This is a genomic window from Streptomyces sp. NPDC001822 (assembly GCF_042892135.1).
In the GTDB taxonomy this organism is placed as follows: domain Bacteria; phylum Actinomycetota; class Actinomycetes; order Streptomycetales; family Streptomycetaceae; genus Streptomyces.
Map to the genome: position 1 here is coordinate 522,720 of NZ_JBIATW010000002.1, position 19,469 is coordinate 542,188.

Sequence of the window (19,469 nt, forward strand, 5' to 3'; positions counted from 1 at the left end):
ACAACAGGGGCGGGAAGCGGGGAAAGCGCTGCTCAGGTGCCGGGCTTGCGCCCGTAGACGAAGACGTCGTCGCCGTCCTTCAGCAGTTTCCAGTACGACTTCGCGTCGGCGGGGCGCATGTTGACGCAGCCGGCCGATCCCGGGTTGTTGTACATGGACTTGGTGACCGAGTGGAACGCCTGGCCGCCGTCGAAGAACTGGGCGTACGGCATGCTGACGTCGTAGAGCGTCGACCAGTGGTCGATGTTGCGCCAGTAGATCTTCTTCGATCCGGTCCGCGTCTCCGCGCCGTTGCGGCCCGTGCGCACCGGCACGGGACCGTACTTCAGCTTCGACCCGTCCTGGATCCAGCTCAGCTGCCTGGTCAGGTCGACGCAGGCGATCCGGCCCTTGTTCGTCGGGCAGTTCTTCGCCGCGTTGGGGTTCTTCCCCGCAGCCTTCTGCGCGGTGATCGTCTTCATCGTGCGCCAGGTGACCGGACCCGCGTAGCCGGCCGCCGGTGTGATGCCCTTCGCCGTCTGGAACGACCGGATCGCGGTGCAGTCCGCAGTGGACTGCCGCCCGTCGACGGGCCGCTTCAGGTACTTCTCGACCTGCTTCTGGTACGGACCGGTCCCCGCCGAGCAGGACGCCGCCTGCGCGGCCGTCCCGGTGCCCAGCACCAGGGCGGGTGCCGCCACCAGTCCCGCGACCGACAGGACGGCACCGCGCCGTGTCCGTATGCCGCCCGTCTTCCCCATGATTCCCATGTACGCCTGCTCCCCTTCGCGCCGTCCGCGGTAAGTGACTCCGCTTGTTGGACGTGCGCCGGGGCGCCGCGGTTGTGGCCGGAAGGTCTCAGTTGTGCATAGCCGGTACGGTTCCGGCCCTCATGCGCTCGCTCCGCGCCGCCCGGGTGCCGAACAGGGTGATCGACAGCACACCGAGGACCGCCAGGAGACCCAGTGCGACCGTGCCGGCCCAGCCGCCGGCGTGGAAGGCGACCGCGCCGAGCGTGCCGCCCGCGCTGGAGCCGAGGTAGTAGGCGGACTGGTACAGCGCCGAAGCCTGCGCCCGGCCCGTCGTCGCCGTGCGGCTGACCGACGACGAGGCGACCGCGTGTCCGGCGAAGAACCCGGCCGTGATGAGGACGAGGCCCGCCAGGACCGCGGCCAGCTCGCCGGCGAGCGTGAGCAGCAGGCCGGCGGCCGTCGTGGACACGGCGAGGTAGAGGGCCCCCCGGCGGCCCAGCCGGGCCACCAGCCTGCCGGCGGCGGCGGAGGAGACCGTACCGACGAGGTAGACCAGGAAGACCGAGCCGACGATGCCCTGCGGAAGGCCGAAGGGCTCGTCGACGAGCCGGTAGCCGATGACGGTGTAGACCGCGCCGAAGACCGTCATGAACAGCGCGCCGATCGCGTACAGCCGCCGCAGCAGCGGATCGGACAGGTGGCCGGTGACCGTCTTCGCCAGGGCCTTCGGGTTGAGCGAGGAGGGGGTGAAGTGCCGGGCGGCCGGGATCATCAGGTGGAAGACCAGCGCGCAGGCCACGGCGAGCAGCCCGATCGCGCCGAGCGCCACGCGCCATCCCCACAGCTGGGCGACCCAGCCGGAGAGGATGCGGCCGCTCATGCCGCCGATGCTGTTGCCCGCCACGAAGAGCCCGATCGCCGCCACGAGTGCCTTGGGCCGCACTTCCTCGGCCAGGTAGGCCATCGCGGACGCGGGCAGTCCCGCCAGGGCCGCGCCCTGGACCGCGCGCAGCGCGATCAGCCAGCCGAGCGACGGCGCGAAGGGCACCAGGAGCCCGATCACGACGGCGACGGCCAGCGAGGCCGTCATCATCTGCCGCCGCCCGACGCGCTCGGAGAGCGCGCTCAGCGGCAGGACGCACAGCGCCAGCCCGCCGGTCGCCGCCGAGACCGTCCAGCTCGCCTGCCCGGCCGTGGCGTCGAAGGACGCGGAGACGGCCGGCAGCAGCGCCTGGGTCGAGTAGAGGAGGGCGAAGGTCGCGATCCCCGCGGCGAAGAGCGCGAGACTCATGCGGCGGTAGCCGGGACCACCGGGAGAGAGGCGGTCCGGAGCGGTCGGTGAGGCGGCTGCGGCGGAAGACGGAACGGCGGCGTCCAGCGCGACGGTGGACGCCCCGGTACTGGCAGGAGGCATACGTCGAACGTAGAGCGCGAGGTTTCATGCGTCCAATGCATGAAACCCTCATAATCGTTCCCATGGCGCATCAACACAGCTCACAGCCCCGGCTGTCACCCGGCAGTTACGAAGAAGACATCCGCGCCGTGCTCGCGCCCCGCCTGGCGTACTTCGAGGCGGTGGCCCGGCACGAACACGTCACGCGCGCCGCGCAGGAGCTCGGAGTCCCGCAGTCGACGCTGTCGCGCGCCATCGTGCGGCTGGAGGAGGACCTGGGCGTCGCCCTGTTCGCCCGCAGCGGCCGCACCGTCTCCCTCACCCCCGCGGGCCGTACCTTCCTCGGCTCCGCCGAACGCGCCCTGGCGGAGGTGGAGAAGGCCGCCGACTCGGTGCGCGCCGACGCCGATCCCACGGCGGGCAAGGTGGCCTTCGGCTTCCTGCACACGATGGGTTCGGAGACCGTGCCCGCCCTGATCCGGGCCTTCCGCGCCGACCACCCCGGGGTCCGCTTCCAACTGGTGCAGAACTACGGCGAGGCGATGATCGAACGACTGCGGGCGGGCGCGCTCGACCTCTGCCTCACCTCGCCCGTACCGGACGCCCCCGACCTCGTCACCCGGCGCCTCGACGAGCAGCGGCTGCGCCTCGTGGTGCCCGACGACCACCGGCTCGCGGGCCGTCGCCGCATCCGCCTCGCCGAGGCCGCCGACGAGACGTTCGTGACGCTCGAAGCCGGCTACGGGCTGCGGCGGATCACCGACGACCTCTGCGCCGAGGCCGGCTTCAGCCCGCGGATCGCCTTCGAGGGCGAGGAGGCCGAGACCTTGCGCGGTCTGGTCGCGGCCGGTCTCGGCGTGGCCCTGCTCCCCCCGCCCGCCGTCGCCAGGCCCGGAGTGGTCGAGCTGACGGTGACCTCGCCCCGCGCGGCCCGGGAGATCGGGGTCGCCTGGCTGGACGGACACCCCGACACGCCACCGGTCGCCGCCTTCAAGCAGTTCCTGCTGTCGCGCAGGGGAAGCCTGCTGCCGGACTGAGCCCCCCGTGCCGCCGCGCCGCCCGGGCTCAGTACCGCAGCGACCGCCCGAACCCCGCGGCGAGCGGCATCCGCAGGCCGAGCGGCGGGGGAGCGGCGAAGGCGTCGGCGACCGGGCGGGCGTAAGACCGGGCGAACAGCGAACCCCGTATGAAGTCCGCGGCCAGCGCCATCACCTCGGAGCGGTGCTGGCGCAGGGCGTGTCCGTCGGAGTGGACCTCGAATCTGCAGGTGTCCCGGTTGGCCTTCTTGGCCCGCTCGGCCAGCCGGTAGGAGAGCTCGGGATTCGACCGGGCGTCGTTCGTGCCGTGCACGATCAGCACCCGGCGCCCGGCCAGGTGCTTCACCGGTTCGGGTTCGCCCGGGCCGTCGGGAAGCCAGGGTGCCATCGCCAGCACGGAGTTGACGGCGGTGTGCCCCGCGCCCCGCAGGGCGGCCCGGCCGCCCATCCCGTGCCCGACGAGGCAGACGGGGACGTCGCCGTAGCGGCGCACGACCTCGTCCGATGCCCACTCGGCGTCGGCCACCGGATCGGCGCCGGCGTTCCAGCCGCGGCTGCGGTAGCGCACGACGTGCACCGCGAGCCCGTCCTCGCGGCCCGCCCCGGCCAGGGTCCGGGCCAGTGGCAGCTGGGCCGCGTACGACAGGGGGGAAGGGCGGCGCCGGGAGTCGGTCTCGCCGTCGGGGAGCAGCAGGACCACTCCGCTGACCTCGGGTGTTGCTCCGGCCGTGTGAACGGCCCGTCCCAGCCTGGCGGCAGGCAGGGGAAGTGCGCGCTGTGCCATGACAGAACAGTGTCAGAAGGGCGGGTGTACGCCACCCGGCTTCGCGGTCACTGTTACGCATCGGCGCTCGGCAATCTACGCGCGTAGGCGCTAGAGTGCCCGAATGACGAGCCAGACCCGGAATGTCCCCGGCCCCGAACAGATCCGCCGCGCGCCCAAGGTGCTGCTCCACGACCATCTCGACGGCGGCCTCCGCCCCGGCACGATCGTCGAACTGGCGCTGGCGCAGGGCTACGACGCACTCCCCGAGACCGAGCCCGACAAGCTGGGCCTCTGGTTCCGCGAGGCGGCCGACTCCGGTTCGCTGGAGCGCTACCTGGAGACCTTCGCCCACACCTGTGCCGTCATGCAGACCCGTGACGCGCTGTTCCGGGTGGCCGCGGAGTGCGCGGAGGACCTCGCGGAGGACGGAGTCGTCTACGCCGAGGTGCGCTACGCGCCCGAGCAGCACCTCACGGACGGCCTGACCCTGGAGGAGGTCGTCGAGGCGGTCAACGACGGCTTCCGCGAAGGCGAGCGCCGGGCCCGCGAGAACGGCCACCGCATCCGCGTGGGCGCTCTCCTCACCGCCATGCGGCACGCCGCGCGCGCCCTGGAGATCGCCGAACTCGCCAACCGCTACCGCGACATGGGCGTCGTCGGCTTCGACATCGCGGGCGCCGAGGCGGGCTTCCCCCCCACCCGGCACCTGGACGCGTTCGAGTACCTCAAGCGCGAGAACAACCACTTCACGATCCACGCGGGCGAGGCCTTCGGGCTGCCGTCCATCTGGCAGGCCCTGCAGTGGTGCGGCGCGGACCGGCTCGGCCACGGTGTGCGGATCATCGACGACATCGAGATCGCCGACGACGGCAGCGTGACCCTGGGCCGCCTCGCCTCCTACGTGCGCGACAAGCGCATCCCGCTGGAGCTCTGCCCGACCTCGAACCTGCAGACGGGCGCGGCCGCCTCCTACGCCGAGCATCCGATCGGGCTGCTGCGGAAGCTGCATTTCCGCGCCACCGTGAATACGGACAACCGGCTGATGAGCGGTACGAGCATGAGCCGGGAATTCGAGCGGCTGACCGAGACATTCGGATACACGCTCGACGACATGCAGTGGTTCACAGTCAATGCGATGAAATCAGCGTTCATTCCTTTCGATGAACGTCTGGCGATGATCAACGACGTCGTCAAGCCCGGTTATGCGGAGCTGAAGTCCGAGTGGCTCTTCCGTCAGACGGCTGTCACCAGCGGTTCTTCCTCGTTCGCCGGCTGAGCGGACCAAAAGGGGAACGGCCGGGATCATCCGGTCCCGGCCGTTTTCCGTGTCCCGGCATGTTTGCGGGAGGGGTATCGGCCTGACTAACTTGCAGAGCCGCTCACATCCCCTTCCCCAAGGATGAATTCCTCATGAAGAAGTCTGCTGTCAGGACCCTCGGTGTCGCCGCTCTCGGTGCCGCTTTCGCCGCCGCCGGTGCGGGCAGTGCCTCCGCCGTCGGTGTGCCCCTCGACGCCGCGGCCGGCGCGCTGCCCGCCGACATCGCGCTGGACTCCGTGACCGACGCCCTGCCCGCCGTGCAGAAGGCGGCCGGCGGACTCCTCGACCAGCAGCAGCAGCGCGGCAGCAGCAACGACCTGTCGGCCCCCGGCACGAACCTGCTCGGCGGTCTGCCCGCCGGCGGCCTGACCGGCGTCCTGCCGATCGGCCGCTGAACCTCCCGTACACGCATGTGGGGCGCGCACCCGGTCAGGGTGCGCGCCCCACAGGTCGTGCCCCCGTGGTCCCGCAGGTCACCAGGCCGTCGCGGCCGGGGACTTCTCCGACGGGAGCAGAATCCACAGGGCGAGGTAGAGCAGGAACTGGGGCCCGGGGAGCAGGCACGAGACCAGGAAGATGACACGCATCGTCCCTGCGGAGGTGCCGAAGCGCCGTGCCAGCGCTGCGCACACCCCACCGATCATGCGTCCCTCGACGGGGCGGACAAGTGCGGCCATGGTGGGCTCCTTCGTCAACCGTTCGGGGAGCTGCACCGTCGCGCTCCCGGTACCTCCATAGTGACTCCGCGAAGGGGTGCGAAGCGTCGCTCTACGGGGCGATCCCGACCCCGGTAATCGTCGGGGTCGATCCCTGAGGGGCCTCGCTCCGGAAGGTCCGGGTGCCGTTCCCGATGCGGGACAGGTCCCCGGCGCCCGCCCGGTTGCCCCGGCGCAGCCGCACCCGGCACAGCGGGACGACCAGCAGATGGGCCAGGGCGACCCCGACGGTGTTCAGCAGCAGCGAGTCGACGTCGACGACCTGCCCGGGCACTCCGGTCTGTCCCAGTTCGATCGCCATGGAGATCAGCGCGCCGGCGGCGACGGTACGGGCCAGCGAGGCCCAGGGGGACACCAGCAGCCGGCCGCCCGCCATCGGCAGCAGCACGCCCAGCGGTGCCAGCAGCAGGAGCCCCTTGCCGATGCGCCGCGCGGCCTCGGCCGGGCCCATGGCCAGATCCGCCCTGATCCCGGCGAAGGGATGGAGGTTCGCCGCCGTCACCCAGGGCACGTCCAGCGGGCGCAGCGTCAGCCAGCCGACGAACAGGAGATGCGCGAGGAGGAGGAATACCCCCGCCGCGCGGAAGCGGATGACGGCCCGGCCGTCCGAACTGTGACGCACGTACACCGAGACGCCACGAGCGGCAGGATCGGTTCCGCCGTTGTCCGGGAAGGCTCTGTGACGGGCACCACGGGCACCACGACCGGACCGACGGCACGGGCACCACGGGCACCACGACCGGATGGAGGGCGCGGACACCACGACCGGCGCCGAGAGCTCAGGAAAGCCCGGTCGCGCCCAGCGTGGGCACCTCCGCGGGGCGTGCCTTCGTCTCGGCGGTGCACAGATAGCCGCGCGGGGCGTATCTCCCCGGCCCGCCGAGCAGCACCGAGCCGCCCGATCCGATGCCGTCGCTCTCCGTGAACGTGCAGACCACCTGGGCGAGCGCCTCCGAAGGAAGGTCCTCCGGCTGCTCGCTGAGGCGCAGCGCGCCCTCCGGGTCGCCCTTGCGGGCCGCGGAGACGCGCAGCCCCACCGGGACGTCGCTGGAGAAGCCCGCCCGCCGCTCGTCGGCCGACGGCTCGCGCTCCAGCTCGTCCAGCAGCGCCTGGGCGACCAGGAGCCGGCCGGACCGTGACTCGTCGAGCGCGACCGTGCGCTCCACCGTCGCGAGCTGCGAGGCGCAGAGCAGATGGATCCGCACCGAGACGCTCCCCGGCGGCGGCGCGGACGCACCGGAGGCGGCGGTACGGCACGGCATCCGCGACGGTGCGGCGCCCGCGTCGACCGGCACCGAGGTGCTGCGGATCCCGCAGCCCGACGCCAGGGCCGCGCAGGCCACGAGGACGGCCAGTGCGCCGGTCCGGCGCCGGCCGCCCTTCGGGCGGGCCCCTCGTGGCGCACCGTACGCCCGCTCGCTGCGCGTCACTTCGCGTCGCCCTTCTCGTCCCGGCCGCCGTCGCCCGGCGGGCCCGTCAGTCCCTCGGCGTCGCGCGGGAGCCGCAGCACGAACATCGCACCCTCACCGTCCGGGAGGTTCGAGGCCGTGATGTCGCCACCGTGGATGTGCGCGTTCTCCACCGCGATGGACAGGCCGAGACCGCTGCCCTCGGAACGCGGCCGGGAGGCACTGGCCTTGTAGAAGCGGTCGAACACGTGGGGCAGCACCTCTTCGGGAATGCCCGGGCCGTGGTCGCGCACCTCGATGACCAGTTCGTCCTCGTCGGTCCGTACCGACACCCGCACGGGCGAACCACCGTGCTTGAGGGCGTTGCCGATCAGGTTCGCCAGGATCACGTCGAGCCGCCGCGGATCGAGCCGCACCATGATGCCGCGCTCCGCGTCCAGATCGACCGCGTCCAGCCAGGCACGGGCGTCGATGCACGCCGTCACCTGGTCGGCGACGTCGACCGTGTCGAGGACGAGCCGGGCCGTGCCCGCGTCGAAACGGGTGACCTCCATGAGGTTCTCGACCAGGTCGTTCAGCCGCCGGGTCTCGCTCACCACCAGGTGCACGGCCGGGGCGATCATCGGGTCGAGGCTGTCCGCCTCGTCCTCCAGCACCTCGGCGACCGCGGTGATCGCGGTCAGCGGCGTACGCAGCTCGTGCGACATGTCGGCGACGAATCTGCGGCTCGACTCCTCCCGCGCGCTCATGTCGGCGACCTTCTTCTCCAGGGAGCTCGCCGCCTTGTTGAACGTGTGGGAAAGATCGGCGAGTTCGTCGTTGCCGGAGACCACGAGACGGGTGTCGAGCTTCCCCTCGCCCAGCTTGCGGGCCGCGTCGCCGAGCCGCTGCACCGGCCGCAGCACGGTCGTCGCGGACGCCTGCGCGAGGAGCGCGGAGCCCACGAGGGCCAGCGCCGTGGCGATGCCCAGGGACCAGGCGAGGGAACTGAGGTCCTCGCGCTCCTGGTCGAGCGACTTCAGCATGTAGCCGGCCGGACCACCACCGATGATCTTCGTCCCGGCCACCAGGTAGGGGGTGCCGCCCATCGTCGTGCGCTGCCAGAACAGGTGGTACTCGAAGGTGTTGCTCGACGTCAGCGGCTGCTTCTTGTTCACCTGCTTCTGCAGGGAGGCGGGCACGTCCACCTTGGTGAAGGCGTCGATGTCGGACGACCCGGTGACCGGCTTGCCGTCACGCGTGCCGACGAGCAGCACCTGATAGCCCGGGCCGCTGCTCGCCATCTGCTCGGCGGCGGCCCGGAGGTCCTCCGACGGGGGCTCCAGCGGCAGCGAGGCGGCCTGGTTCTGCATCTGGCGGCGGAAGTCGCCCAGCGCCGAGTCCTGGGTGCGGGTCAGCACGGCCTCGCGGTTGAGCCAGTAGGCGATGCCGGAGGCGGACACCGCGGCCGTCAGGGCCACCAGCGCGAACACGATCAGCAGCCGCAGCCGCAGGCTGGTCCAGCGAAGACCCGCGAGTATGGAGCGCCCGGCGGAATCGCTCACTGAGGCGAGTCCAGCCGGTAGCCGACGCCGCGCACGGTACGGATGAGCGTCGGCGAGGACGGCACGTCCTCCACCTTGGCCCGCAGCCGCTGCACGCAGGCGTCCACGAGCCGCGAGTCACCGAGGTAGTCGTGCTCCCACACCAGGCGCAGCAACTGCTGCCGGGACAGGGCCTGTCCGGGCCTGCGGCTCAGTTCGAGCAGGAGTCGCAGCTCGGTCGGCGTGAGCTGCAGGTCCTCCCCGTTCTTGGTGACGGTCATCGCCGAACGGTCGATGACGACGCTCCCGAACGTCGCGGAGTCGGTCGACTCCCTCTCGCCGCGCCGCAGTACCGCGCGGATGCGGGCGTCGAGCACCCGGCCCTGTACGGGTTTCACCACGTAGTCGTCCGCGCCGGACTCCAGTCCCACCACGACGTCGATGTCGTCGCTGCGCGCGGTCAGCAGGATGATCGGCAGCTGGTCGGTGCGCCGGATGCGCCGGCACACCTCGAAACCGTCGATCCCGGGCAGCATCACGTCCAGCACGACCAGGTCCGGCCGCTGCTCCCGGAGCAGCTCCAGGCCGTCCTCTCCCGTCGCCGCGGTGGCCACACGGTGGCCCTGGCGAGACAGTGAGAGTTCGAGGGCCGTGCGGATGGCGTCGTCGTCCTCGATCAGCAACAGGAAAGGCACGGGGGTCATTCTGGCCCATGGTGCTGCCACCTTTCGACAATCCCGCCGACTTGATCCCCGGCTACCTCCCCGGCCCCCTCCCCGGCACGAGGGGACGGGGAGCCCTGTGACAGCCCTGTGACAGTCGGGGGACAGCGCCATGAAACTGCCCCGGCAAGCTCAATGGCACACGGAACGAACGGACTCCACCGATGGGGGGCGCCAGATGAACGCACTGCACAGCACCACCTCAAGCGCAGTTGTCACGCGCCTCCACGACGTCGGCAAGGGCCCGGAGAAGTCCGGCACCGGAGCACGGGGGTGTTACCGGAACGCCGGTCGTCAGCACTCGTCGTACCTGACGATGGTTGACGCGTCCACGGGGGACAACGGGGGGAAGGCGTACGGGGAGGGCCCGGGGGAGCGGAAGGTCCCGGCGCAGGCCGAGAGCGCCGAAGCGGCGTTCACGGCCTACGTCCAGGAGCGCCGCGCCTCCCTGTACGCGACCGCCTACCACCTGACCGGCGACCGGTTCGAGGCCGAGGACCTGCTGCAGAGCGCCCTCTTCTCGACGTACCGCGCATGGGACAGGATCAGTGACAAGGCCGCGGTCGGCGGGTACCTCCGCCGGACCATGACCAACCTGCACATCAGCGCATGGCGCAGGCGCAAGCTCAACGAGTACCCGACCGAGGAGCTGCCGGAGACGGTGGGCGACACGGACGCGATGCGGGGCACGGAACTGCGTGCGGTGCTCTGGCAGGCGCTGGCGCGACTGCCCGAACTCCAGCGCACGATGCTGGTCCTCCGCTACTACGAGGGCCGCACGGACCCGGAGATCGCATCGATACTCGACATCAGTGTCGGCACGGTGAAGTCGAGCATCTGGCGGTCGCTCCGCCGGCTGCGCGAGGACGACGTCCTCAGCTTCGGCCGTGACGAGGAGGAGTCCTTCGGCGAGCTGGTGGCCTGAGGTCTACGGGGGAAAACGGGGGAAGAACGCCGCGGCTCCGGGGGGAGCGGCGGTACGGGGGTGATACGCAGCGGGGGCGGACGGGCCGGGGGGTCCTGTCCGCCCCCGCTGTCGTGCCGTACGACGGCCCGGACGGTCCCGGGTCCGGCGGGCAGGGCTCAGTTCGGTACCCGGCTCCGGGGCGCGAGGCAGCGCCCCGCCGCGGCGGCGGCCAGCCTGCCCAGCGCCTCCTGCTTGGCGCAGGGATACGCACCCAGCGCGGTCTGGCGGGCCACGATGCGCCGCTCGGCCCGCATCAGCCGCCACCCGCGCCGCAGCAGGAACGGTACCGACTTCCGGCCCTCCCGCAGATCCCGCAGCAGCCGCCGCCGGAACGTCGTGGACGGCCGCCCGCGCAGGCACAGGGCGTCGGCCAGCAGCCCGAGCTCCTGGCAGCGCTCGACTATGTCCGCCGCGAAGATGCCCTCGGCGACGAACAGGGGCGTGCGTTCGATGTCGAGCGTCTCCCGGCCGACCCGCGAACTCGTGGCGATGTCGTACAGCGGGACGTCCGTACGCCCCGTGCGGCACAGCTCGGCCACGGCCGCGACCGCGCCGTCCGCGTCCCAGGACAGCGCCGAGTCCCAGTCGATGTCGGTGCTGCCGGTGACCCGGGGCAGTGTCGGGTCGTTTCCCTCCTTGTAGAAGTCGTCCAGGCGCAGCACGGGCAGACCGCTGCGGGCGGCGAGGGACGACTTGCCGGAGCCGGAAGGACCGGCGAGCAGCACGACGCGAGTGGGGATCGGTTGGGAACTCACAGAACAGAAGTGTGAGGCATTGACCCGCGTAGGGGATCCCCCGGAGGTCCTGTTGGTATCGAGCATCACACCTCAACTACTCTGCGCGCACGGATGATTACTCAACACGTCCCGATCAGGTGGGAAAACATGGCACGTCACGCACTGTCCAAGCCCCGGCACCGCGCTCTGCTGCGCGCCGGTCTGACCCTCACCGCACTGGGTGCGGCGCTCGGCGCGGGAGGCACGGCGGCCCAGGCCGCCGTGCTGCCCGCCGCGCCCGCCACCGGCGCGGACTCCGCGGACAGCACCCTGGGGGCGATCGGCGAGGCGGCGTCGCCCGCGGTGACCAGCGCCCTCGGCTACGGGCTCGCGGGGGCCGTCAAGCCCATCACCGACCTGCAGCTGGATCCGCTCGCCGGCACGGGAGTGGATCCGCTGGACAACGCGGTGGGCACCCAGATCGCCGACTTCAAGCCGGTGACCACGGCCCTCGTCACCGACCCGCTGACCAGCGGGGCGGCGCTGGGCGACCTGCCCGTGATCGGTCAGGTGACCGGTCTCATCACCGGCTGAGGCGCCCGCCGGCATGCGTGCGGGGCCGCTCGGGGCGGCCCCGCACGCATGTCCCGACGGGTCAGTACGAGGAGCCGGAGGTCCCCAGGGCTCCCGTCGGGTGCCAGACCGTCTTGGTCTCCAGGAACGCCGTGAGGCGGTGGGTGCCGGGATCGGCCGACCAGTCCGCTCCGTCCACAGCCTGTGGACGCACGACTCGCTTCAGGTTGTCCGCCGCGGCGATCTCCAGCTCCGTCGCCAGTTCGGCGCCGGCGCCGGTGAGGTCGACGGCGTTGACGTCCTGGTGGGACGCCAGCGGAGCCGCGAGCTCGGCCGTCTTCCCGGACAGGATGTTCACCACACCGCCCGGCAGGTCGGAGGTGGCCAGCACCTCGCCGAGGGAGAGCGCGGGCAGGGGGGCGTCCGCCGAGGCGACGACGACCGCGGTGTTCCCGGTGGCGATCACCGGGGCGATCACCGAGACGAGGCCGAGGAAGGACGACTCCTGCGGTGCCAGGACCGCGACCACGCCCGTCGGCTCCGGGGTGGAGAGGTTGAAGAACGGTCCCGCCACCGGGTTCGCCCCGCCCACGACCTGGCCGATCTTGTCGGTCCAGCCCGCGTACCAGACCCAGCGGTCGACCGCCGCGTCGACGACGGCCGCGGCCTTTGACTTCGACAGCCCCTCGGCGTCCGCGACCTCGCGCACGAACTGGTCCCGGCGGCCCTCCAGCATCTCCGCGACGCGGTAGAGGACCTGGCCGCGGTTGTACGCCGTCGCGCCCGACCAGCCGCCGAACGCCTTGCGCGCGGCGACGACCGCGTCACGGGCGTCCTTGCGTGAGGACTGCGGCGCGTTGGCGAGCCACCTGCCCTTGGAGTCCGTCACCTCGTACACCCGGCCGCTCTCGGAGCGGGGGAACTTGCCCCCGACGTACAGCTTGTAGGTCTTGAAGACGCTCAGACGGTTCTGCTCAGACATCGAGGTACGCCTCCAGGCCGTGGCGGCCGCCTTCGCGGCCGAAGCCCGACTCCTTGTAGCCGCCGAACGGCGACGTCGGGTCGAACTTGTTGAACGTGTTGGCCCAGACGACGCCCGCGCGGAGCTTGTTCGCCACCGCGAGGATGCGGGAGCCCTTCTCCGTCCAGATGCCGGCCGAGAGGCCGTACTGACTGTTGTTGGCCTTGGCGACCGCCTCGTCCGGGGTCCGGAAGGTGAGGACGGACAGCACCGGGCCGAAGATCTCGTCACGGGCCACGGTGTGCGCCTGCGTGACGTTGGTGAACAGGGTGGGGGCGAACCAGTAGCCCGACGACGGGAGCTCGCACGGAGCCGACCAGCGCTCCGCGCCCTCGGCCTCACCGGTCTCCACCAGGGCGGTGATCCGGGCGAGCTGCTCCGCGGAGTTGATCGCGCCGATGTCGGTGTTCTTGTCCATCGGATCGCCCAGCCGCAGCGTGGACAGCCTGCGCTTGAGCGCGTCCAGCACCTCGTCGTGGACGGACTCCTGCACCAGCAGCCTGGAGCCCGCGCAGCAGACCTGGCCCTGGTTGAAGAAGATCCCGGTGACGATGCCCTCGACCGCCTGGTCGATCGGAGCGTCGTCGAAGACGATGTTCGCGCCCTTGCCGCCCAGTTCGAGGGTGGCCTTCTTGTCCGTGCCGGCGATTCTCCGGGCGATGGCCTTGCCGACCGCGGTGGAGCCGGTGAACGCGACCTTGTTCACGTCGGGGTGCGCGACCAGCGCCTCGCCCGCGTCGCCGTACCCCGTCAGGATGTTGACGACGCCCTTGGGCAGTCCCGCCTGGCGGCAGATGTCCGCGAAGAACAGGGCCGACAGCGGCGTCGTCTCGGCGGGCTTCAGCACCACGGTGTTGCCGGTGGCGAGCGCCGGGGCGATCTTCCAGGCCAGCATCAGCAGCGGGAAGTTCCACGGGATGATCTGGCCGGCCACCCCGAGCGGCCGGGGGTTCGCCCCGTAGCCCGCGTGGTCCAGCTTGTCGGCCCAGCCCGCGTAGTAGAAGAAGTGCGCGGCGACCAGCGGGAGGTCCGCGTCGCGGGTCTCCCTGATCGGCTTGCCGTTGTCCAGGGTCTCCAGGACGGCCAGCTCCCGAGAGCGCTCCTGGATGATCCTGGCGATCCGGAACAGGTACTTGGCGCGCTCGGAGCCGGGCAGCGCCGACCACTTCTCGAACGCCTTGCGGGCGGCCTTCACGGCCCGGTCCACGTCCTCGGCGCCGGCCCGCGCGACCTCCGAGAGCACCTCCTCGGACGACGGGCTGACCGTCTTGAAGACCTTGCCGTCGGCGGCCTCGGTGAACTCACCGTCGATGAACAGGCCGTACGAGGGAGCGATGTCGACGACGGAGCGGGACTCCGGAGCCGGTGCGTATTCGAATGCAGATGCCATGGGGATCAGTCCACCGTCACGTAATCGGGGCCGGAGTAACGGCCGGTGCTGAGCTTCTGGCGCTGCATCAGCAGGTCGTTCAGCAGGCTGGAGGCGCCGAAGCGGAACCAGTGGTTGTCCAGCCAGTCCTCGCCCGCGGTCTCGTTGACCAGGACCAGGAACTTGACGGCGTCCTTCGTGGTGCGGATGCCGCCGGCGGGCTTCACGCCGATCTGCACGCCCGTCTGCTGCCGGAAGTCGCGCACGGCCTCCAGCATCAGGAGGGTGTTCGCCGGGGTGGCGTTCGTGCCGACCTTGCCGGTCGACGTCTTGATGAAGTCCGCACCCGCCAGCATCCCGAGCCAGGAGGCGCGCCGGATGTTGTCGTACGTCGACAGCTCGCCGGTCTCGAAGATCACCTTGAGGCGTGCCGGGCCGCACTCGGCCTTCACGGCGACGATCTCCTCGTACACCTTGAGGTACCGGCCCGAGAGGAAGGCCCCCCGGTCGATCACCATGTCGATCTCGTCGGCCCCGGCCGCCACGGCGTCGCGGACGTCCGCGAGCTTGACGTCGAGCGCGGCGCGTCCGGCGGGGAAGGCCGTCGCCACGGACGCCACCTTCACCCCGGATCCCGCCAGCGCGGCGACGGCGGTCGCCGCCATGTCGGGGTACACGCAGACCGCGGCGGTGCGCGGGGTCGTGCGGTCGGTCGGGTCGGGGTTGACGGCCTTGGCGGCGAGCGCCCGGACCTTGCCCGGGGTGTCCGCGCCTTCCAGCGTCGTCAGGTCGATCATCGAGATGGCGAGATCGATCGCGTACGCCTTGGCGGTCGTCTTGATCGATCGGGTGCCGAGGGACGCGGCGCGCGCTTCGAGGCCGACGGTGTCGACGCCGGGCAGCCCGTGCAGGAAGCGGCGCAGCGCACTGTCGGACGCCGTCGCGTCGGCGAATGCTGGAGCAGTGGTGGGCATGGTCACCACACCAGCATATCTACGCGCGTAGCGACATGTACAGGGCCGGACCCTCTCCTCTCCTCCCGCCACCCCCGCGAGGCCGGGCCACACCTGCCCTGTCGCTTCAGGCAGAATCGGGAGCATGACGAGCCCCACACCTCCCGCCGAGCCCGCCCACGCCGACCGGACCTACCGGTCGGGCGCCGGCATCGTCGGCGGCGTCCTGCTGATCCTGCTGGTCGGCTGGATCGGCGGGGACGCGGTGGCCCAGGGCAAGGGGTGGGTTCCCTGGCTGGCGCTGGCCGCCCTGCTGACCGTGGTCCCGCTGATCATCGCGTTCACCCTGAGGCCCGCGGTGTTCGCCGACATCGAGCGGATCCACATCCGCAACCCGTTCCGCACGATCGTGGTGCCGTGGACCGACGTCTCCACGGTACGCGCCACCTACTCCAGCGAGATCTTCACCCACGACGGGGCGAAGTACCAGCTGTGGGCGGTGCCGGTCTCGCTGCGCGAGCGCAAGCGGGCGGCCAGGAAGGCCTCCCAGCAGGCGCACGACGACCCCTACGGCCGCACGTCCGTGCACGCCGACGTCCGCGACTCCCAGGCGCGCACCGCCGCCGCGGACCAGACGGTGGGCGACCTGCGGGAGCTCGCCGAGCGTGCCGCCGCCCGTCCGGAGAAGCCCACGACGACCGCGTCGGTGCGCTGGGCGTACGAGGTGATCGCCCCGGCCGCGGTCGGCCTGGTGCTGCTCGTGGTCCTGTTCGCGATCAGCTGACGGGCCGCGGGCACCGCGCCCGCCCGCCGAGCACCCCGCGCCGACGGCGCGCACGGAGGGGGCCCCGGAGCCGGGGCCCCCTCCGTGCGCGCGCTCAGATGCCGGCCGCGGCGGCCAGGTCGCGCTTGACGGCGGCCAGGAGTCCGGCGCCCTTCGCGGCGGCCGCGGGCAGCTCGCCGGCCGAGGCGACCGGGACGACTACCTCCAGATAGCACTTGAGCTTGGGCTCGGTGCCGCTCGGGCGGACGATGACCCGGGCGCCCGTGAGGCGGTAGCGCAGGCCGTCGGTGGGCGGCAGCGCCCCGGTCCCCAGCGAGAGGTCCTCGGCCGAGACGACGGGCAGGCCCGCCAGTTCGGCCGGCGGGTTCTCCCGCAGGCGCCGCATGGCGTCGGCGATGACCGAGAGGTCCTCCACCCGGACCGACAGCTGGTCCGTCGCGTGCAGCCCGTGCTCGACGGCGAGGTCGTCGAGCAGGTCGAGGAGGGTGCGGCCCTTCTCCTTGAGCGCGGAGGCCAGTTCGGTGATCAGCAGGGCGGCCGTGATGCCGTCCTTGTCGCGCACTCCGTCCGGGTCGACGCAGTAGCCGAGCGCCTCCTCGTAGCCGTACCTCAGGCCGTCGACACGCGCGATCCACTTGAAGCCCGTCAGGGTCTCCTCGTGGGCGAGTCCGGCCTTCTCCGCGATGCGGCCCAGCAGCGACGAGGACACGATCGACTCGGCGAACACGCCCGTGACGCCCCGGTCGACCAGGTGCGCGGCGAGCAGCGCGCCGACCTCGTCGCCCCGCAGCATCCGCCAGCCGCCCTCGGCCGAGGGGTCGGGCACGGCGACGGCGCAGCGGTCGGCGTCCGGGTCGTTGGCGATGACGATGTCCGGCCCGGCGGTGCGGGCGGTCGCGAAGGCCAGGTCCATGGCGCCCGGCTCTTCCGGGTTGGGGAAGGCGACGGTGGGGAACGCCGGATCGGGCTCGGCCTGCTCGGCGACCAGCACCGGCTCGGGGAACCCGGCCCGTGCGAAGGCCGCGGTCAGGACGGACGCGCCGACGCCGTGCATGGCGGTGTAGACGGTCCGGGCGGTCCGGGGCGAGCCGGGGCTGAGCACCGCGTCCGTACGTTCGAGGTAGGCGGCCAGGACCTCGTCGCCGAGGACCTCCCAGCCGGACTCCGGGCGCGGCACACCGTCGAGCGGGCCGACGGCCTCGATCGCGGCGGCGATCTCCACGTCGGCCGGGGGCACGATCTGCGAGCCGTCGCCGAGGTAGACCTTGTAGCCGTTGTCGCGGGGCGGGTTGTGGCTGGCCGTGACCTCCACACCCGCGACGGCCCCCAGATGCCGTATGGCGTACGCGAGGACGGGGGTGGGCAGCGGGCGGGGGAGCACCGCCGCACGCAGGCCCGCCCCGGTCATCACGGCCGCGGTGTCCCGCGCGAAGTCGGCGGACTTGTAGCGGGCGTCGTACCCGATGACCACGAGTCCGCCGGACCGCCCCTGCGCCTTCAGGTAGGCGGCGAGGCCCGCGGCGGCGCGGATGACCACGGAGCGGTTCATGCGCATCGGGCCGGCGCCGATCTCGCCCCGCAGTCCCGCCGTGCCGAACTGGAGCGTGCCCGCGAAGCGGTCGGCGAGAGCGGTGAGGTCACCGGCTTCGACGAGACCGGCGAGCTCCTCGCGGGTCTCGGGGTCCGGGTCCTCGGCGAGCCAGGTCCTGGCCCGCGCGATGAGGTCCTGCTGCACGGTGTCCGCCTTTCTGCGGTGCGGTTGTGTGGGGCGGGGGCCGGGGCGCCGCCCGCCCGGGCGGCCACCCCGTCCGCGTCCCCCGGGGGTCGGGGGCACCGGCCCCGGAGGCCGTGCCCCGAGCGCCCGAGGGGCTGATTCTGCCGGGCCGCGGGGCCGTCAGATGCGGTCGAGCACCCGTGCCAGCAGGGCGCCCATCCGAGTGGCCGAGTCGCGGCCGGCCTGGAGGACCTCCTCGTGGTTGAGGGGTTCCCCGCTCAGGCCCGCGGCCAGGTTCGTGACCAGCGAGATGCCCAGGACCTCGGCACCGGCCTCACGTGCGGCGATGGCCTCCAGGACCGTCGACATGCCGACGAGGTCGCCGCCCATGACCCGGACCATGCCGATCTCGGCGGGCGTCTCGTAGTGAGGGCCGGTGAACTGCACGTACACGCCCTCTTCGAGCGTCTCGTCGATCTCCTTGCACAGGGCGCGCAGCCGCGGCGAGTACAGGTCGGTCAGGTCGACGAAGTTCGCGCCCACGATCGGCGAGGCCGCCGTGAGGTTGATGTGGTCGCTGATGAGGACCGGCTGGCCGGGGCGCATGCCCTCGCGCAGCCCGCCGCAGCCGTTGGTCAGGACGACGGTCCGGCAACCCGCGGCGACGGCCGTGCGCACGCCGTGCGCCACCGCCGCGACGCCGCGGCCCTCGTAGTAGTGCGTGCGGCCGAGGAAGACCAGGACGCGCTTCTCGCCGATCCGGTACGAGCGGATCGTGCCGCCGTGCCCCTCCACGGCCGGGGCCGGGAAGCCCGGCAGCGCGGTGACGGGGAACTCGGCCTCCGGGGCGCCGAGCGCCTCGCCGGCGGGGGCCCACCCGGAGCCCATCACGAGGGCGACGTCGTGGGTCTCGACCCCGGTCAGCTCGCGCAGGCGGGCGGCGGCGTCGGCGGCGGCGGCGAGGGGGTCGCCCTGGACGTGGTCCGGAATAACAGATGCGTTCACGCGGATGAGGGTAACCGTTGATTCCCTACGCGCGTAGATGCGGCTGCCGAGAGTCTGGCCGATCCTCTTCGTATGTTCGTACAGAAGCCGTGCGGCGCCTGGGTTCAGCAGGGGTGCTTGCGCACGTTCATCACGTAGTCGTGGGGTGCCCCGGCGGATTCGGCCGCGTCCGCCACCTCGCCCAGATACCTGGCGGAGGGCAGTCCGCCCTCGTACCCGTTGAGCACGTACATCCAGGCGGGTTCGTCGCCGTCCAGCGTGTGGACGCGCACCCGCATGCGCCGGTAGATGTCGAGACCTACGCCCTCCCAGCGGTCCATGGACTCCTCGTCCATGGGTGCCAGGTCGTAGAGCGCGACGAACACCTGGGAGCGGGGCGCCTCCACCACCGTGGCCAGCGCACCCTCCCAGCCCATCTGCTCCCCACCGAACGTCAGGCGCCAGCCGTTGAGCCAGCCCGTGCCGCGCAGCGGGGAGTGCGGTGCGCGGCGCGTCATCAGCCGCGCGTCGAGGTTGCCGGCGTACGCGGCGTAGAGCGACATGGGGTCGAGGGTACGGGAGGTGACGCGCGGCGGGGCGGTTCCGGGACGCGGGACCGGTCGCGGTGGCCGCCCCCGCGGCGGCCGGTGGAACCGTGCCCCGACCGGGCACATGCCCGTATGGAGGGCCCCGGGGCGAAGCAGTTTGGCGCGTGCGGGACAATGAACTACGTACTGCAGACGCCGGGGCGGCCCCCCGGACCCCCGGCCGGG

General features: G+C 72.0%; 21 protein-coding genes. 6 read left to right on the forward strand and 15 right to left on the reverse strand.

Annotated features, from left to right (window positions below):
* Positions 1–32: 32 nt before the first annotated feature.
* Both ACFYY2_RS06745 and ACFYY2_RS06750 read right to left on the reverse strand, forming a co-directional pair.
* The gene (locus ACFYY2_RS06745) at positions 33–749 is read right to left on the reverse strand and encodes a L,D-transpeptidase family protein (RefSeq protein ID WP_388737876.1); all 717 of its coding nucleotides are present in this window, start codon (positions 747–749) and stop codon (positions 33–35) included.
* Between the two features lie 88 nt (positions 750–837).
* On the reverse strand, positions 838–2,145 hold the full coding sequence (locus ACFYY2_RS06750) for an MFS transporter (RefSeq protein WP_388737879.1): 1,308 nt from the start codon (positions 2,143–2,145) through the stop codon (positions 838–840).
* 62 nt (positions 2,146–2,207) lie between these two features.
* Between ACFYY2_RS06750 and ACFYY2_RS06755 the strand changes: the two genes are divergently transcribed.
* Positions 2,208–3,161, forward strand: a complete 954-nt coding sequence (locus ACFYY2_RS06755) for a LysR family transcriptional regulator (protein ID WP_388737882.1) — start codon at positions 2,208–2,210, stop codon at positions 3,159–3,161.
* A 28-nt stretch (positions 3,162–3,189) separates the two neighbouring features.
* Here the strand turns inward: ACFYY2_RS06755 and ACFYY2_RS06760 are convergent, their stop codons facing one another.
* A complete protein-coding gene (locus ACFYY2_RS06760) occupies positions 3,190–3,945 on the reverse strand; it encodes an alpha/beta hydrolase (protein ID WP_388737884.1) in 756 nt (251 codons plus the stop codon).
* Positions 3,946–4,048: 103 nt separating this feature from the next.
* Between ACFYY2_RS06760 and ACFYY2_RS06765 the strand changes: the two genes are divergently transcribed.
* Together ACFYY2_RS06765 and ACFYY2_RS06770 are read left to right on the forward strand one after the other, a co-directional pair.
* Positions 4,049–5,203, forward strand: a complete 1,155-nt coding sequence (locus tag ACFYY2_RS06765) for an adenosine deaminase (RefSeq protein ID WP_388737887.1) — start codon at positions 4,049–4,051, stop codon at positions 5,201–5,203.
* 134 nt (positions 5,204–5,337) lie between these two features.
* Complete coding sequence (locus tag ACFYY2_RS06770; RefSeq protein WP_388737890.1) at positions 5,338–5,640, forward strand: hypothetical protein; 303 nt, start codon at positions 5,338–5,340, stop codon at positions 5,638–5,640.
* A 78-nt stretch (positions 5,641–5,718) separates the two neighbouring features.
* Here ACFYY2_RS06770 and ACFYY2_RS06775 read toward each other — a convergent pair whose 3' ends face one another.
* The 5 genes from ACFYY2_RS06775 to afsQ1 all read right to left on the reverse strand — a co-directional run bounded on the left by ACFYY2_RS06775 (position 5,719) and on the right by afsQ1 (position 9,588).
* Positions 5,719–5,922, reverse strand: coding sequence for a PspC domain-containing protein (locus ACFYY2_RS06775; protein WP_388737892.1), 204 nt, complete (start codon positions 5,920–5,922; stop codon positions 5,719–5,721).
* 91 nt (positions 5,923–6,013) lie between these two features.
* A complete protein-coding gene (locus tag ACFYY2_RS06780) occupies positions 6,014–6,589 on the reverse strand; it encodes a VanZ family protein (RefSeq protein ID WP_388737894.1) in 576 nt (191 codons plus the stop codon).
* Between the two features lie 151 nt (positions 6,590–6,740).
* The gene (locus ACFYY2_RS06785) at positions 6,741–7,391 is read right to left on the reverse strand and encodes a hypothetical protein (RefSeq protein ID WP_388737896.1); all 651 of its coding nucleotides are present in this window, start codon (positions 7,389–7,391) and stop codon (positions 6,741–6,743) included.
* Positions 7,388–8,914, reverse strand: coding sequence for an ATP-binding protein (locus tag ACFYY2_RS06790; RefSeq protein WP_388737899.1), 1,527 nt, complete (start codon positions 8,912–8,914; stop codon positions 7,388–7,390). The genes ACFYY2_RS06785 and ACFYY2_RS06790 overlap by 4 nt, the downstream gene beginning before the upstream one ends.
* A complete protein-coding gene (gene afsQ1 / locus ACFYY2_RS06795) occupies positions 8,911–9,588 on the reverse strand; it encodes a two-component system response regulator AfsQ1 (RefSeq protein ID WP_015578482.1) in 678 nt (225 codons plus the stop codon). The genes ACFYY2_RS06790 and afsQ1 overlap by 4 nt, the downstream gene beginning before the upstream one ends.
* A gap of 205 nt (positions 9,589–9,793) precedes the next feature.
* Here afsQ1 and ACFYY2_RS06800 point away from each other — a divergent pair, with 205 nt between their 5' ends.
* A complete protein-coding gene (locus ACFYY2_RS06800; protein ID WP_388737902.1) occupies positions 9,794–10,540 on the forward strand; it encodes a SigE family RNA polymerase sigma factor in 747 nt (248 codons plus the stop codon).
* Positions 10,541–10,698: 158 nt separating this feature from the next.
* Here ACFYY2_RS06800 and ACFYY2_RS06805 read toward each other — a convergent pair whose 3' ends face one another.
* Positions 10,699–11,403 (reverse strand): uridine kinase, encoded by a 705-nt coding sequence (locus tag ACFYY2_RS06805; protein ID WP_388737905.1) that lies wholly within the window; start codon positions 11,401–11,403, stop codon positions 10,699–10,701.
* Positions 11,404–11,466: 63 nt separating this feature from the next.
* On the opposite strand from ACFYY2_RS06805, the gene ACFYY2_RS06810 reads away from it, so the two are divergent.
* The gene (locus tag ACFYY2_RS06810; protein WP_329040189.1) at positions 11,467–11,892 is read left to right on the forward strand and encodes a hypothetical protein; all 426 of its coding nucleotides are present in this window, start codon (positions 11,467–11,469) and stop codon (positions 11,890–11,892) included.
* A 61-nt stretch (positions 11,893–11,953) separates the two neighbouring features.
* Here the strand turns inward: ACFYY2_RS06810 and ACFYY2_RS06815 are convergent, their stop codons facing one another.
* From ACFYY2_RS06815 to deoC, 3 genes are read right to left on the reverse strand one after another with little or no spacing between them, the layout of a single operon-like run.
* A complete protein-coding gene (locus ACFYY2_RS06815) occupies positions 11,954–12,853 on the reverse strand; it encodes an aldehyde dehydrogenase family protein (RefSeq protein ID WP_388737907.1) in 900 nt (299 codons plus the stop codon).
* Positions 12,846–14,282, reverse strand: a complete 1,437-nt coding sequence (locus tag ACFYY2_RS06820; RefSeq protein ID WP_388737910.1) for an aldehyde dehydrogenase family protein — start codon at positions 14,280–14,282, stop codon at positions 12,846–12,848. The genes ACFYY2_RS06815 and ACFYY2_RS06820 overlap by 8 nt, the downstream gene beginning before the upstream one ends.
* A 5-nt stretch (positions 14,283–14,287) precedes the next feature.
* Complete coding sequence (deoC, locus tag ACFYY2_RS06825; RefSeq protein WP_388738614.1) at positions 14,288–15,235, reverse strand: deoxyribose-phosphate aldolase; 948 nt, start codon at positions 15,233–15,235, stop codon at positions 14,288–14,290.
* Positions 15,236–15,359: 124 nt separating this feature from the next.
* Here deoC and ACFYY2_RS06830 point away from each other — a divergent pair, with 124 nt between their 5' ends.
* Complete coding sequence (locus ACFYY2_RS06830) at positions 15,360–15,998, forward strand: PH domain-containing protein (protein ID WP_388737912.1); 639 nt, start codon at positions 15,360–15,362, stop codon at positions 15,996–15,998.
* Between the two features lie 94 nt (positions 15,999–16,092).
* Here ACFYY2_RS06830 and ACFYY2_RS06835 read toward each other — a convergent pair whose 3' ends face one another.
* The 3 genes from ACFYY2_RS06835 to ACFYY2_RS06845 form a co-directional block, all read right to left on the reverse strand.
* Positions 16,093–17,733 carry a phospho-sugar mutase gene (locus ACFYY2_RS06835; protein WP_388737915.1) on the reverse strand — a complete coding sequence of 547 codons (1,641 nt, stop codon included), beginning with the start codon at positions 17,731–17,733 and terminating at the stop codon, positions 16,093–16,095.
* 159 nt (positions 17,734–17,892) lie between these two features.
* A complete protein-coding gene (locus ACFYY2_RS06840) occupies positions 17,893–18,717 on the reverse strand; it encodes a purine-nucleoside phosphorylase (RefSeq protein WP_388737917.1) in 825 nt (274 codons plus the stop codon).
* 104 nt (positions 18,718–18,821) lie between these two features.
* Complete coding sequence (locus ACFYY2_RS06845) at positions 18,822–19,259, reverse strand: gamma-glutamylcyclotransferase (protein ID WP_388737920.1); 438 nt, start codon at positions 19,257–19,259, stop codon at positions 18,822–18,824.
* Between the last annotated feature and the right edge of the window lie 210 nt (positions 19,260–19,469).